The 14771-nt window shown below is 64.2% G+C and carries 13 protein-coding genes; 9 read left to right on the top strand and 4 right to left on the bottom strand.

Going from position 1 to position 14771, the window contains the following annotated elements; translation table 11 throughout:
• Positions 1 to 117: 117 nt before the first annotated feature.
• From FJ970_RS30300 to FJ970_RS30290, 3 genes are all read left to right on the top strand, one after another.
• A complete protein-coding gene (locus FJ970_RS30300; protein WP_140758922.1) occupies positions 118 to 1431 on the top strand; it encodes an NAD(P)H-dependent oxidoreductase in 1314 nt (437 codons plus the stop codon).
• Between the two features lie 65 nt (positions 1432 to 1496).
• A complete protein-coding gene (locus FJ970_RS30295) occupies positions 1497 to 1739 on the top strand; it encodes a type II toxin-antitoxin system VapB family antitoxin (protein WP_140758923.1) in 243 nt (80 codons plus the stop codon).
• Positions 1739 to 2131, top strand: coding sequence for a type II toxin-antitoxin system VapC family toxin (locus FJ970_RS30290; protein WP_140758924.1), 393 nt, complete (start codon positions 1739 to 1741; stop codon positions 2129 to 2131). The genes FJ970_RS30295 and FJ970_RS30290 overlap by 1 nt, the downstream gene beginning before the upstream one ends.
• 13 nt (positions 2132 to 2144) lie before the next feature.
• Here FJ970_RS30290 and proC read toward each other — a convergent pair whose 3' ends face one another.
• From proC to FJ970_RS30275, 3 genes are all read right to left on the bottom strand, one after another.
• Entirely contained in the window at positions 2145 to 2960 is an 816-nt protein-coding gene (proC, locus tag FJ970_RS30285) for a pyrroline-5-carboxylate reductase (RefSeq protein ID WP_140758925.1), read from the bottom strand.
• A 62-nt stretch (positions 2961 to 3022) separates the two neighbouring features.
• On the bottom strand, positions 3023 to 4351 hold the full coding sequence (locus FJ970_RS30280) for an O-antigen ligase family protein (RefSeq protein WP_140758926.1): 1329 nt from the start codon (positions 4349 to 4351) through the stop codon (positions 3023 to 3025).
• A complete protein-coding gene (locus FJ970_RS30275) occupies positions 4320 to 5318 on the bottom strand; it encodes a glycosyltransferase family 2 protein (protein WP_140758927.1) in 999 nt (332 codons plus the stop codon). Before FJ970_RS30275 ends, FJ970_RS30280 begins: the two co-directional genes overlap by 32 nt.
• A 170-nt stretch (positions 5319 to 5488) precedes the next feature.
• Here FJ970_RS30275 and FJ970_RS30270 point away from each other — a divergent pair, with 170 nt between their 5' ends.
• The 3 genes from FJ970_RS30270 to FJ970_RS30260 are packed head-to-tail and all read left to right on the top strand — an operon-like array spanning position 5489 to position 8384.
• Positions 5489 to 6661, top strand: coding sequence for a glycosyltransferase family 4 protein (locus FJ970_RS30270; protein WP_140758928.1), 1173 nt, complete (start codon positions 5489 to 5491; stop codon positions 6659 to 6661).
• Positions 6658 to 7461 (top strand): WecB/TagA/CpsF family glycosyltransferase, encoded by an 804-nt coding sequence (locus FJ970_RS30265; RefSeq protein ID WP_140758929.1) that lies wholly within the window; start codon positions 6658 to 6660, stop codon positions 7459 to 7461. The genes FJ970_RS30270 and FJ970_RS30265 overlap by 4 nt, the downstream gene beginning before the upstream one ends.
• A complete protein-coding gene (locus FJ970_RS30260; RefSeq protein ID WP_181178611.1) occupies positions 7458 to 8384 on the top strand; it encodes a DUF6492 family protein in 927 nt (308 codons plus the stop codon). Before FJ970_RS30265 ends, FJ970_RS30260 begins: the two co-directional genes overlap by 4 nt.
• 105 nt (positions 8385 to 8489) lie before the next feature.
• Here FJ970_RS30260 and FJ970_RS30255 read toward each other — a convergent pair whose 3' ends face one another.
• Positions 8490 to 9785: a lipopolysaccharide biosynthesis protein gene (locus FJ970_RS30255; protein ID WP_140758930.1), complete on the bottom strand. Its 1296-nt coding sequence runs from the start codon at positions 9783 to 9785 to the stop codon at positions 8490 to 8492.
• Between the two features lie 200 nt (positions 9786 to 9985).
• On the opposite strand from FJ970_RS30255, the gene FJ970_RS30250 reads away from it, so the two are divergent.
• The 3 genes from FJ970_RS30250 to FJ970_RS30240 all read left to right on the top strand — a co-directional run bounded on the left by FJ970_RS30250 (position 9986) and on the right by FJ970_RS30240 (position 14694).
• Positions 9986 to 12586: a Wzz/FepE/Etk N-terminal domain-containing protein gene (locus FJ970_RS30250; RefSeq protein WP_140758931.1), complete on the top strand. Its 2601-nt coding sequence runs from the start codon at positions 9986 to 9988 to the stop codon at positions 12584 to 12586.
• Between the two features lie 181 nt (positions 12587 to 12767).
• Positions 12768 to 13667 (top strand): bifunctional methylenetetrahydrofolate dehydrogenase/methenyltetrahydrofolate cyclohydrolase FolD, encoded by a 900-nt coding sequence (folD, locus tag FJ970_RS30245; RefSeq protein WP_140758932.1) that lies wholly within the window; start codon positions 12768 to 12770, stop codon positions 13665 to 13667.
• A gap of 7 nt (positions 13668 to 13674) precedes the next feature.
• Positions 13675 to 14694 carry a GlxA family transcriptional regulator gene (locus FJ970_RS30240; RefSeq protein WP_181178613.1) on the top strand — a complete coding sequence of 340 codons (1020 nt, stop codon included), beginning with the start codon at positions 13675 to 13677 and terminating at the stop codon, positions 14692 to 14694.
• The last annotated feature ends 77 nt before the right edge of the window (positions 14695 to 14771 follow it).

The following is a 14771-nucleotide window of genomic DNA, read 5'->3' as shown; positions in this document are numbered from 1 at the left end:
AATGCGCCTTTTCCCGGCGATTCCGTTGGAAATCGCCGGTCGCGGGCGGTTTCGTTGGCACAGGGGACCAGTCCCTGCTAATCCGGCCCCAAATCAAGAAGCTGTGGACATCCCTGCATGACCAATGTCGCCTTGACGGGACTTGCCCGCGATCTCGACAGACGCGCCGCCGAGGGCCGCCCGGTGCGCGTCGGTGTCATCGGCTCCGGCGAAATGGGGACCGACCTCGTCACGCAAGGCATGCTGATGCCGGGCATTGCGGTCTGCGCCGTCTCGACCCGTCGTCCGCACACCGCGCGTGACGCCATCCGCATCGCCTATGGCGACGAGGCGATGGCGGTCGAAGCCGACACCGCGTCGAAAGTCACCGGTGCCATCGAGGGCGGGAGGATCGCCATCACCTCCAATGAGATGCTGGTCACCAATCCACTGATCGACGTCGTCATCGACGCCACGGGAAAACCTGGCGTCGCCGCCGACTTCGATCTGATGGCGATGGAGCACGGCAAGCATCTGGTGATGATGAATGTCGAGGCCGACGTCACCATCGGGTGCTATCTCAAACAGCAGGCCGACCGGCTTGGCGTCGTCTATTCGGTCGGCGCCGGCGATGAGCCGTCGAGCTGCATGGAGCTGATCGAGTTCGCGTCCGCACTCGGCCTGACCATCGTCTCGGCCGGCAAGGGCAAGAACAATCCGCTCAACCATGATGCCGTGCCAGACGACTATCGCGACGAAGCGATCCGTCGCAACATGAACCCGCGCATGCTGGTCGAGTTCGTCGACGGCTCCAAGACCATGGTCGAGATGTGCGCCATCGCCAACGCCACCGGGCTGGTGCCCGACGTGCCGGGCATGCATGGTCCCAGGGCAGACCGCGACGACCTCGTCAAGGTGCTGATCCCGCGCGAGGATGGTGGCCTCCTGCTGAAGAAGGGCGTCGTCGACTACACCGTCGGCAAGGGTGTGGCGCCTGGTGTCTTCGTCATCGTCGAGGCGACGCATCCGCGCATCATCGAGCGCATGGACGACCTGCATATCGGCCACGGCCCTTATTACAGCCTGTTCCGGCCCTACCATCTGACGTCGCTGGAAGTGCCGCTGACCGCGGCCCGCATCGTGCTGTTCGGCAAACCGGACATGGTGCCGCTGCCGAGGCCGGTTGCCGAGGTCTGCGCCGTCGCCAAGCGCGACCTCGCCGCCGGCGAGACCTTCGATGCGATCGGCGAAACCTGCTATCGTTCCTGGACGATGACTGTCGAAGAGGCTCGCACCCGGCGCGCCGTCCCGGTCGGCCTGCTCGAGGGTGGCAAGGTGCTGAAACCGGTCAGGAAAGGCGAGTTGCTGACCGCCGACAATGCGGCGCCCGACCAGACGACCAGGTTGTTCGCGCTGCGCCGGCTGCAGGATGAGATGCTGTACGGAAAATAGTGCGTCGTGGCGTAGTCATGACAAATGCACTATATTGTAGTGGCAACGTCGCCGAGGATCGACCAATGAACCTCCAGATCAGAGACCCGCGTGCACGCGAACTGGCACAGCGGCTGGCCGCCAAACGCAAGATTTCGATGACCGAAGCGGTTATCGAAGCGCTTGAGTCTGAATTGAAACGGGAAAGCGGACACATCCCCCTGGCGAAACGGCTGGCTGCCATCGCGGATGAACTTAAAGCCAAGGCCGGCCCCGGCGGCCGACCTGTGAGCAAGGATGAAATCGACGACATGTGGGGACATCCCTGATGTTCGTTGACACCTCCGTAATCGTCGCAATTCTTTCGGGAGAAGGGGATGCCGGCGAGTGGAGCGATCGGATGGCGGCTGCACCTCACAAGATTACGTCCGCGCTGGTTGTGCTCGAAGCGTCGATGCGGCTTTCTACGATGCTTGCTGTCGAACCGGTGGTCGCGGAAATGGCGATAGAGGCGCTGCTGAGCGAGGCCGAAATCGAAATTGTGCCGATCGACGCCGGCGATGCCAAACTGGCGATCCAGGCGTTTTCGGATTATGGAAAGGGACGTGGGCATCCCGCGCAGCTCAATCTTGCCGATTGCCTGTCCTACGCTTGCGCAAAGAGCCACGGCTCCGCGTTGCTCTACAAAGGCAACGACTTTTCGCACACGGATCTCGCCTAGCGAGATGTCCGCTCTACTTCCCCAGTTCGATCGACCTTAGCCGCGCCGCTTCCACTGCTTGCGTGAGCAGGTTGGTCAGCCGGTCTTCGCCCATCAGCACGCCAAGCGCGGCTGCCGTCGTTCCGTTGGGGCTGGTCACCTGCTGGCGCAGCATACCGGGGTCCTCGCGGCTTTCGGCGGCGAGCGATGCGGCGCCGTAGACGGTCTGCATGGCGAGCAGCCTGGCGGTTGCCGTCGGCAAGCCGGCCTTTTCGGCAGCCACGGTCAGCGCCTCGATGAAATGGAAGATGTAGGCCGGACCCGATCCGGACACGGCGGTCACCGCATCCATCAGGCTCTCGTCATCGATGGTGGCCACTTCGCCGCTGGCCGACAAGAGGTCGGCGACGAAGCGCTTGGCGTCGTCGGAAACCAGGGGATTGGAAAACACCACCATCATGCCCTTGCCGATCGCCGCGGGCGTGTTGGGCATGCAGCGCACGATAGGCGCGCGGTTGCCGAGGATTTCCTCGAAGGTGGCGGAGGGCGTGCCGGCGGCGATGCTGACGAAAGTGGTGCGGCCGTCGCCGAAGCGCTTGTAGGCGGTGGTGACGTCACGGATCACCTGCGGCTTCACGGCGATGACGACGAGTTCAGGCACGGCATCGGCCGGAATGGCTTCGGCTTCCGCCGCCGTGCCGCAGCCGAGTGCGGCGGCTCGATTGCGCAGGTCGGCATTGGGCTCGACCACGAAAACGGTCGACGGTGCAAGCTTGCCGGACTTCAGCCAGCCCGAGAGCATGGCGTAACCCATATTGCCGCAGCCGGCGAGAACAAGCCTGATCGTCATCGAGAGCCCTCCGAGGAGAAAGGCCATGACATAGACGCTCGCGGGTCGGTGGGAAAGCCCTCTCAGGAGCGCTGGACGGGCATGCGCACCGCGATCGGCCGCAGCGACACTTGCCTGAGGCCCAGCACGCCAAGCACGAAGAACAGCCAGACCGGATCGCCACGATGGAAGAAGAAGCTCTCGAGGAATGCGTTGAGTGCGGTGAACAGCACCACCATCATGAAGAAATCACCGAGATAGATGTTCTCCTTGCGCAGCGGAATGCGCATGTAGTCGCGCAACGGTGCGATGAGGAAAGTGTAGACCGCCACGCAAAGAGCAGGAATGCCCATCAGCACGGCGATGTCGAGATAGCCGTCATGACCGTGCACGATGGTCCTGATGTCCCACGGGCGGTCGAAGGGCTGGTCCTGGTTGAGCAGCAGCGGCGTGCCCCAGAAGCTCTCATAGCCGTAGCCGGTCCACGGCTTCTTCGCCAGCATCGAGCCGGCGAACTCCCACAGCGTCGTGCGGCCGGTATAGGTCAGATCAGGGAAGTAGATCGCCGCCAGGTGCTTCACAGGCGTCAGGAAGACGATGCCCAGCGTGCCGACCGCCGTGGCGATGATCGCCAGCGTAAACAGGATCGGCGTACCGAGCCGCATGCCCATCAGGCTCGGAAACATCACGATTAAGATCGAGAACGGCACCAGCCCGGCGGTGGTCTTGGAGCCGGTGTGCAGCATGAAGATCATCGCCGCGCAGAAGATACCCGCACCCCACCAGCGTTGCCCGCGCCGGTAGAGATAAAGGCCGGCGAAACTGAAGCATGCCATGATCGGTCCGGCGATGTTCTTGTGGGTGAACACGCCGCGCCACAGGCCGGCATGTTCGGGCTCCTGCGAGTCGGCCGTGTGCATCGCCTCGTGTGGAAAGACGACGAGGCCGAGATAGGACAGGCCCATCACCACGACGGCGGTGAAGATGATGACCCTGGAGAAGGACTCGGCGTCGCGGGGCAGCGCCAGGATCGTTGCCATCGTCAGGATCCCGATCATGGTGAAGGACGCCGCGCGCATCGCCGACGGCGGGTCGGTCGCCAGCACCACCGACAGGAAGAAGAAGCCCAGCATCAGTATCCAGGAAGGGCTGAGCAGCGAGCGCACGACACGCGGATCGGCGAAGGCCATCAGCGCGAAGATCGAAACCGCGCCGAGCGAACCGAAGCCGAGCTGATTGACGATGTCGCCACCTTCGCCGGTGAGTTCGGCGCCCGCCGGCTGGAACGGGCGGAAGGACACCATGATGACGGTGAACAGCAGCGCCGCGATCGCGGTCGCCACGCCCCCGCGCGTGAACGCGGCGCTGAGCGGGGCGCGCTCAGTTTTTCTCAGGCTGGCGGTATTGCTCATTGGCATATCCGAATTCGGCCAGCACGCGGCCGAGCGCCACATGGACGGGATAGATGGCGATCGCCGGCGATCCCGTGCGCGCCAGCCGCATCACGCCGCGAAGCGGCGAGGCGGCAAGCAAGGCCAGGCTCTTGGCGAACACCTTGGCACCGGCGAAGGGCGTGCCGGCGCGCTTCTTCTTTTCCACCAGCGTCGAGATGACACCGTTGCGCAGGCTGCGGGCACGAATCCAGTCGGTCTCGAGGCGCCGGGTCGGAACGGTCTCCCGCACCTTGGCTTCGGCGCACCAGCCCAACACGAAGCCCCGTTGCGCCGACCGGCTGAGAAAATCGGCGTCGCCGCCGCCCATGAAATTGAATCTGAGATCGAGGAAGGGCGGCCCCATCGCGGTCAACACGTGGCGCCCGACCAGAAGATTGCCGGACGAATAGAGCGCGGGCACCCGTCCCGTCTCCCGGTAGGGGGGCGCGAAAACAGGATGCTCGGCCCAGGTCGCATGGGCGGGATCGGCAAAGACAGGCACCTGCGGGCCGCCGACGATATCGGCGCCGAGCGTTTCGGCTGCGCGGCACATCCGCTCCAGCCATCGGGGATCTGCGATCTCGTCATCGTCGATGACCAGCAGATGCCTGAAGTTCGGGAAATGCAGGATCGCCGTCTGCCAGCCGGCATTATAGGCACTGCAATTGCCGCGTTCATGCGCGATGACGACCATGCCTGGTATCTCGCCGCGCTCGAACAGCGGCAGCACCGCTTCGGCGCCTTCACGCGCCTCCGCCTCGTTTTCCATGACGATGACGGCAAAGCACCTGCCGGTTTGCTGTGCGCGCAGCGATGCAAGCGTCTCCAGCACCTGTTCGGGTCGCTTGAAGGTCGGCAAGGTGACGATCGCTTCGACCGCCTCCACCTTGAGCTCGGGAGACCGTCCCGCGATCGATACCGAACCGTCCAATGGCAAAGGGATCATCCGTATCCAGCCGCGTCGTGAGTCGCGTTCTGGTAGCATCACGGTGATAAGGTTTCGTTAATCACCTTGCGCGGAGAAGCCCGCCGGGCATGGGCTTTGGGGCGTTGATCGTGCTCGTTTAATCAAGGGTTCACCGCGCTTTGCTACCGGCTACACCACAGGATAGTGAGATGCATCTGCTGTTCGCCACATCGATCGTGCCCGACGGTGCTCTCGCCTCGGGCTACGAGATCGCCAATGCAGCGATCATCGCCGCCTTGCGGCGCGCCGGCGCGCGCGTGACGGTCATCGGCTTCACCTGGCCCGGGAAAGCCGCGGTAGATCCCGAAAATACGGTGGTGCTTGGTGCGATCGACGTGCGCACCGAAAGTGCTTCGCCGCTGCAGAAGCTCGCCTGGGTCGGCAAGGCGATGGTTTCGGGCCTCACCTTCGCGTCGGTCAAGTTGCGTGCGGTGTCCGACCACGATCTTCAGGCCGCTATCGAACGAGCCGGTCCGTTCGATGGCTATGTGCTGAATTCGGTGCAGTTCGCCGGCGCTTTCGAAAGGCTCTTCGAAGACCGGCCTTCGATTTTCTTCGCCCACAATGTCGAGCATCTCTCGGCGCGGGAGAACGCCGCTGCCGTCGGCGGCATTTTCCAGCGCCTGCTGTTCCGGCGCGAGGCGAGGCTGCTCAAGCTGGTCGAAGAGCGCCTCTGCCGCCGCGCGCGCTTTGTCTTCGCGCTGGCCGAGGAGGATCGCGTGGCACTCGGTGTCGCCTCGGATGATCGCTCGGCGGCGCTGCCGCTGGTAACCGGCGCCACGGCGCCAGCCCGGAAAGGCCGGCGCCCGATCGACTGCGACGCGGCCCTGATCGGCACCTGGACCTGGCAGCCGAACCGCATCGGCCTCGACTGGTTCCTGGGCAAGGTGGTGCCGCATCTGCCGCCTGGTTTCCGAATCCGCATCGCGGGCCACATGCCTTCCGGCGTCACCTCGACGCATCCGGGCGTCCAATTTGTCGGCCGCGTTCCGGATGCCCGGGCTTTCGTCTGTGGCGCGGCCGTCATCCCGCTGATCAGCACCGCGGGCAGCGGCGTGCAGTTGAAGACCATCGAGACCTTCGAGCTTGGCCTGCCCTCGGTCGCCACCAGCCGCTCATTGCGCGGCATCGACCACCGGCCTGCCAATTGCGTGGTCACCGACGATCCGGCCGGCTTCGCCCAAGCCCTGCAGGCTGCCGCGGCCAATATCCACGATATCGATGGCAGCACCTTCCATCGCCAGCAGGTCAAGGCACTCGACGTCGCGATTCGTGTAGGTCTCGAAAAGATAGGGGCCGTCAGGCAGGAGGTGTTTGCATGAACATGCACGCCCGCGCCGCGTTCGGACTCGACAGTCTGAAAATGATCCTCGGCATCCCGGTGCTCGGGATCCGCTGGGACGATGCAATTGCTCTGCTGAACCGATTGATCGCCGAGCGGCGCTTCACCAAGGTCAGCTTCCTCAACGCTCACAATGCCAACATCGCCTATACCGACCCGGTCTTCGCCGAGGCGCTCGACGATTTCCTCATCCTGCCGGACGGCATCGGCGTCGATCTCGCCGCGAAGCTTCTCTACGGCGCGCCGTTTCCCGACAATCTCAACGGCACCGATTTCGTGCCGGCCTTTCTGCAGGCTTCCAAGAGGCCGCTGACCGTGGGGCTGCTCGGTGCGACCCGTGTCAACGCCGAGGCGGCGTCGGTGAAGCTGGCGGCGCTTGCGGTGCAGCACAACTTCGTGGTCATTCACGATGGCTATTTCTCCGCCGCGCAGGAGCCGGAGATCATTGGCCGGATTGCAAAACTACGGCCTGACATGCTGCTCGTCGCGATGGGGGTGCCGCGCCAGGAGCTGTGGATTGAACGCCACATCGACGAACGCCATTGCACGTTGCCGGTCGCTGTCGGCGCGTTGCTCGATTTCCTGAGCGGCTCGGTGCCGCGCGCGCCGCTATGGATGCGCCGCCTGAGGCTGGAGTGGCTTTTCAGGCTGGCGATCGAGCCCGGCCGGCTCTGGCGCCGCTACGTGGTCGGCAATCCCCTGTTCCTGTGGCGGGTCGTCAACCAGAAATGGTCGCGCGGCGCCGAGGCCATCGGAGATGCTCCCGGAGAGTTTCGTTGAACAAGCGCTTCGTCCCAGATCCGCTGGCCGGCCCGGGCCTGTTGCCGAAGATGCCGACGGCAGCGATTGTGACGGCAAGCTATGCCCCTGACTTCGAGCGCTGCCGCCTGCTGTGTGAAACGCTTGACCGCCATGTCTCGGGTGCCGAGCACCACTACATTCTGGTCGAACATCGCGACCTCGCGCTTTTCCGTCAATTGGGGACCAGCCGCCGCTCGATCGTCGATGAGCGGGATCTCCTGCCGGGCTGGCTGCGCGCCTTCGACGATCCGCTCAGCCTGTTTCGCCGCCGCGTCTGGCTCAGCATGAAGACCCAGCCGCTGCGCGGCTGGCATGTGCAGCAACTGCGCCGCATCGCCATATCGGCGCACGCCAGCGAAGACGTGCTGGTCTTCTGCGATTCCGACGTCGCTTTCCTGAAGGCGTTCGATTGCGGTGCCTTCTGGCGCGATGGCAGGGCGCGCTTGTTCCGCCGCGATGGCGTGCTCGCCGGTGACGGCCATGACAATCATCGCGTGTGGTCGCGCAATGCCGGCGCCACACTCGGCATCGACCCGTCTCGGACATCGGTCCATGATTATATCTCGACGCTGATCGCCTGGCGCCGTGACACGGTGCTTGCCATGTGCGGCCGAATCGAAAAGGTCCATGGCCGCGACTGGGTCGAGGTGATCGGTTCGGCGCGCAAATTCTCCGAATGCATGATCTACGGCCGCTATGTCGATGATCTGCTGGACGGAGCCGGCCACTTCCACGGTTCGGAAGAATTCTGCCGTGTCCATTGGACGGGGGAGGCGCTGTCGGACGACGAGTTCCGCCGCTTCGTCGCCAGCATGGCGCCGGAGCAGGTGGCGATCGGCATGCAGTCCTTTATCGGCACCGATGTCGGCCGCATCCGCCGCCTGATCGGGCTTGATCGTTGACTTGATCTAGAGCAATTCCAGGAAAAGTGTGTAACGGTTCTGTCCGGAATTGCGTAAAAACAAAGATTTAGAGCGGTTCAGGATTCTATCAAACGCTGAACCGCGCTAGATTGCCTTCGCCGGCCTGCGCAGCGCCGAATAGGTCAGCAGCATCGACGCGAGATAGAGCAGCAGGAAGACGATGTTGAGCGACACCACCAGATTCGATGTATCGGAAATGGTGGTCAGAACATAGGCCAGCAGCAGTGCCTTGAGGGCGGCGAGCAGGCCGAGGTTGAGCGCCCGCACCAGCGTCTGGCCGCGCGCGAAGAGAAGCTCGGCCTGGTATTCGACCAGATTGCGCAGTCCAGGTACGCAGATCGCCAGCGCCACCAGGGGGGCGGCCTCGGAGACATTCCTGCCGAGCGCGTTGGGGAAGAAATGCAGCACGATGCCAAGCGCCGCCAGCGCCAGCGTCGAGACCGCGAACACACCGCCCTCGATGCCGCTCTTGACCGCCAGCCGTGCGAGGAGTTCGGGCGCGCGCATCATGCGCTGCACGAGCATCATCGAGAAGGTGCGGATGGGAATCGCCGTCAAGTCGACAAGGCGCATGATGATGGCATAGATGCCGGCCAGATGCGGTCCGCCGATCGCCAGCACCAGCAGCTTGTCGAACTCCATCTGCAGGTAGAACAGCACCTCCGCGCCGGCCACATAGATGGAATCGGCGAGCCGCCGCAGATAGAGCTCGATGCGCAGCCGCAGCCGCTGACGCGGATAAAACCAGCCGAAAGCCAAAAGCAGCGAGGCTGCGTTGGCGCCGATGTAGAACCAAGACCAAACCCAGATGCTGTGCTGTGCGGAAAACATGAACAACACCGCGCCAAGTGCCCGCAATGCGGTGGCCAGGATCGCAAGAACCGCGGCTCGGCCGAATTTACCCAGCCCGTTGTTGACGATCAGTGCCACTTCCACCGGCCGCCACAGCAGCGCCTCGGCAAAGACGATCGCCGTGAATACCGACAGCGGCACGGTGCCGGCAAAGAAGATCAGGTAGACGCCGAACGAGGCGGCGGCCAAAAGCGGCAGCGAGGCGGCGCCGAGCACCAGGAAGCCGGCGGTGAAGGTGCCGATCAGATTGGGCCGGATGGTGGCGGTGCGATAGAGCGCCGAAATGAAACCGAGGGCAAGAATCCGCGACAGCATGACGCCAGCCGCCGAAGCGGTGGCGAACATGCCGAATTCGGCGATCGAGAGCGTATTGGCGAGCGCGATGAAATAGGCGAGTGAAAACACCAGTCGCCCGCCAGCACCGCTGATCGCCGAAAAATAGTCGCGCACCAGCCCCCGTCGTTCGGCCATGAAGGTGCCGATCCGCGCGAAGGTCCGCCTTTGCGGTATGTCTCTGGCCTCAGTCATACGTCAAGGAAATGCGTAGGCCGGAAAGTTTAACGTGCCGTTTTGAAGCCTTCAGATGTGTTGAAAGTTCTTGCAACCATGGCGTGAATTCCTGCCATCGTCTTCCGGAAATTAACCTTTTGTTTCCTATGCCTGTTTAGCGTGGCTTAACGAATGGCCGACCGCCGCTTCCAAGCGGCCAAGAGTAAAGCTCCACGATAATGGTCGACAGGGAAAACCGTGAGGACTGGAAGCGCGAGCGCTCCTTGCTGGCGCTTGGCCAGGCCGTGCGTGGCGAGGACGACGCTTCGCTTGTGTCGATAGGGGACCGCGCGGACCCCTCGTGGCGCGAGGATGCCGCCACGCGACATCGCCTGGCCCGTTCCCGGCGCGAGACGAAGGCGAGCCCGCCGCCCGCCGGTGACGCTGCGCGGACCCCGCCTGACGAGGAGCCGCCGTTTGAAGCCGACGACGCCTGGCGTTCGCGGGGGGAACCTGGCACTGGCCATTTGCCACCCGACATGTCGCGCGCAAGGCCGACGCCGGAAGAACCTTCAGGGACGGGTCGCGCTCATGATGCAATCGAATCCCGCGCCACGAACGGAGCCGATACGTCCTCCGACGGCGGTGCGGACAGCCAGCAATGGAAACCGCTGATCGATCCGATGCTGGTCGTTCGCGGCGTTGCCAGGTCGAAGCTGCTGATCGTTGCGATCACGATACTGGGCGCCGGGCTCGGCATTGCCATCGCCCTGTCGATGCCCAAGAAATACGAAGCCACCGCCGAATTGGTCATCGAACCGGGAGACCTGAAGCTCTCGGATCGGGATCTCACCCAGCCGGTGGGGCAACCCGATGCCGCGCTGGCTGTCGTCGAGACCCGGATCAAGATGCTCACCTCGGGGACCGTACTCGACCAGGTCGTCAAGGATCTCGATCTCGTCAACGATCCGGAGTTCAACGGTCAGGGCTCCGGCGGCCTCGGCGTCATGTCGCTCATACGCTCGATTCTGTTGCGACAGGACGGATCGGTCGGTGCCGACGAGGTCCGCCGCCAGGCGTTGGCCGTCGGCAATCTGGCCGAGCGGCTGTCAGTGGAGCGTGCAGGCAAGACCTTTGCCGTCTCCGTCAGCGCCACCACCGAGGATGCCGCCAAGTCGGCGCGCATCGCCAACACGACGACCAGCGTGTTCCAGCAGATGACGGCGAAATACCAGTCGGACATGGCCGGACGTGCGACGAGCGAACTGACATCCAAGCTCGACGGGTTGCGCAAGAGCGTCGAGCAGGCCGAGCGCAAAGTTGAGGATTTCAGGGCCACGCACGATCTTGTCGACGCGCAGGGCCATCTGATCAGCGACGATCAGATGCTGAGGCTCAACGAGCAGCTCTCCGTCGCCCGGGCCCGTACGCTGGAACTGAATGCGCGCGCAGCCTCGGCGCGTTCGGTGGACGTCAATTCGATTCTGACCGGCACGTTGCCGGAAGAGATCAACTCCAACACCATGAGCGATCTGCGCTCGCAATATGCGACGCTGAAGCAGGAAGCCGATCGTGCCGCGGTTCGGCTGGGGCCGCGTCATCCCGAACTCCAGGCTCTCGACGCCCAGATTGCCGGCGCTCGCGAGCGCATAGCGGCTGAACTGCGCCGCATCGCCTCTTCGCTGCAGGTCGACCTCAAGCGTGCTGTCCAGCTCGAACAGGACCTTGCGTCACGACTGGCTCAGGCCAAGGTGCAAAGCGGCGACGTCAACAGCGACCTGGTTGCCCTGCGGGAACTGGAGCGGGATGCCACCGCCAAGCGGTCGGTCTACGAACAATATCTGCTGCGCGCCAAGGAGACCGGCGAACAGGAAAAGATCAACACCGCCAACATCAATGTGATGACCCCCGCTCAACCTCCGCTCGAGGCAAAAGGGCCGTCGCGGGCACTGGTCGCATTGGCCGGCCTGCTGCTTGGCCTTGCTGCCGGTGTTGGCCTCGGCGCCTTGCGCGGGACCTATGACAGCCTGCGCGAGACGGCAACCTCGCGCTCCCGCCGCGAGCGCAAGCTGAACGAGCGCAAGGTGGACGAACGCATGCTAGATCAACGCAGGGCGCCTCTTGAGGAGCAGTCGTTTCGAGCGGAGCCTCCGCCCGAGCCGCCAATGCCGGCAGCGCCCGTACCACCGCCCCCAGCACCGCCGCCGGTCACGCAGAACGAGGCCGCTCCCGCCGAAAGCTCCGGGAGGATCGGCGCACTCATGGCGAGACTGCGCAAGGCCATGTCCCGGAAATCCTCGGCCGAAGCCGACGACGACATCTCCAGCGAGTTCGCCTTACCCGCCTTTGCCGACAACGGCCGGCCGGCCAATGCTCCGACATTTCCTGGCTATCCGGAGTCCGGTTTCGGGCCTCGGCCGGCGGCCGGCCTGGATTATTCGCAGCCGCCTTTCCAGCCAGGCCCCGATGCCGGGTATGGACGGCAGATGGGGTCGCCCTCACGCTCGCCTCGGATGCCGCAACAGCCAACGTATCCGGCTCCGCCCTTGCCGTCCTCTCCCTATGCGCAGCCGTTGGGCTATCCCGGGCAGCCTAGGTCGCAGACGGGCCATTCCTATATGCAAGCCGAGGCGGGGCCATATGCGGCGCAGATGCCGTATCCGCCGCCCCCCGCTCCGACGCAGTCGTTGGCCCATCCAGCCGCCCCGCATGCGCGGCCGCTTCCGGTCGAGGAGGGTGGCGAACAATCATCGGTCGAAGAGATTCGCGCCAGCCTGCGCGAATTTCGCGAAGCGGTCCGCGAACTCACGGAAAGCCGCACCCGCCGCCGCTACTTCTGAGCTATCAGATAGGTTGCGGAGGCCGAACAAAACCGTGCCGGTTTCGCGTAAACGGCATGGGAAGGCGCTTTGACGGGATTGCGGGCTTGTATTTTCGTGACAATGCCGCGCTGCAGATCGCCGGCGCCGCTGTATTGTGTTTTTCCGAAGGCGGCAGGCGGAACGAAATTGAGGGTGGTTCATGGCCGAAGTGATTGACGGAAAGAGCGTCGCCGAAGACGTGGTGCGGATGGTCAAGGCGCTGACCTCCGAACTGGTCGCCAAGGGCAAGGCCAAGCCGGGTCTGGCCGTGGTCATCGTTGGCGAGGATCCGGCGAGCCAGGTCTACGTCGCCTCCAAATCCCGCACCGCAAAGGAATGCGGCTTTCATTCGCTTCAGCACACGCTGCCGGCCGAGACGTCCGAGGCGGCACTGCTCAAGCTCATCGCCGAGCTCAACGCCGACCCGGCCGTCAATGGCATCCTGGTCCAGCTTCCTCTGCCCGCCCATGTCGATGCCGGCAAGATCATCCAGGCGATCGCGCCGCAGAAGGACGTCGACGGGTTCCATTTCATCAATGTCGGCAAGCTCGGCACCGGCGAACTCGACACGGCCTTCGTTCCCTGCACGCCCGCCGGCTCGATGCTCCTGATCGAGCGCGTGCGCGGCAAGGACCTGTCCGGCCTCAACGCCGTCGTCGTCGGCCGCTCCAACATCGTCGGCAAGCCGATGGCCAATCTGCTGCTTGCCGCCAACTGCACCGTCACCATCGCCCACAGCCGCACAAAGGACCTGCCGGCGCTTGCCCGCACGGCCGACATCCTTGTCGCGGCAGTCGGCAGGCCCGAGATGATCAGGGGCGACTGGGTCAAGCCCGGCGCCACCGTCATCGATGTCGGTATCAACCGCATTCCCGCCCCCGAGAAGGGCGAGGGCAAGTCGCGCCTCGTCGGCGATGTCGCCTATGCCGAAGCGGCCAAGGCGGCAGGCGCCATCACGCCGGTGCCCGGCGGTGTGGGGCCGATGACCATTGCCATGTTGATGGCCAATACGTTAGCTTCGGCCTACCTTGCGGCCGGATTGAAGCGGCCTTCCTTCTGAGCCCGGGTTGACCCTGAAAGCCGCAGCTTTGCCGAATCCCTCTGTTTCCCCGGAACGGCCGGTCACGAATGATCCCGTTCAAGGCGGCCGGCAGTTCGCATTCCTGCTGGTCGACAAGTTCTCCATGTTCTCCTTGGCCGCCGCGATCGACACGTTCCGGTCGGCGAACCGCCTGCTTGGCCGCGATTTCTACGGCTGGACAACGGTCTCCGCCGATGGCGATCCGGTGATGGCCTCCAACGGCCTGCCGCTCAAGATCGACTACGCCGTCGCCGACCTGCCGCCGGTCGATATTCTTTTCGTCTCGGTCGGCCTGACCACCGAATTTCCCGGCAAGAGCAAGGTTCTGGCGGCGTTGCGCAGCTGGGGCCGGCGCGGCAACGCGCTTGGCGCCTTGTCGGTCGGATCCTACCTGCTGGCCGAGGCCGGCCAGCTCGAAGGCTATCGCTGCACCATCCATTGGGAAAACCGCGCCGGCTTCGTCGAGCGCTTTCCCGACATCAATTGCACGGGCAATGTCTTCGAGATCGACCGCAAACGCTACACCTGCGCCGGCGGCACCACTTCGATCGATCTGATGCTGGAGATCGTGCGCGGCGATTTCGGCTCCAACCTCGCCAATGGCGTCGCCAACCAGTTCCAGCACGAACGCATCCGCTCCGCCGGGGACCGTCAGCGCGTCGGACCGGAACGCGACCTGACCGGCAAGTCGGAGAAGCTCAGGCGCATCGTCGAACTGATGGCCGATCATCTCGACGAACCGCTGTCGGCGGTGCAACTCGCCAAGTCCGCGGGCCTTTCGGTGCGCCAGGTGGAGCGGTTGTTCCTGCGCCATCTCAACGTCACGCCCGGGCGCTACTACATGCGGCTGCGGCTGGAGCGGGCGCGAGAATTGCTGCGCCAGACCAACATGCCGATCCTCGATGTGGCGATCGCGACCGGCTTCACCTCGCATTCCTATTTTGCCCAGAGCTATCGACTGCAGTTTGGCCGCCCGCCCTCGGAAGAGCGCCGCACGACCTATTGAATTGGTACGCGGGAGCCTATGCGAGCTTCGTTGACAGCGGTGGCTTGTGTCCCGGCACGCGCTCAAATAGCTTCAGC

The organism is Mesorhizobium sp. B2-1-8 (genome assembly GCF_006442545.2).
Taxonomy (GTDB): Bacteria; Pseudomonadota; Alphaproteobacteria; order Rhizobiales; family Rhizobiaceae; genus Mesorhizobium.
Note: the sequence above shows the minus strand (reverse complement) of the source record. Positions and strands in the feature narration are given on the sequence as shown.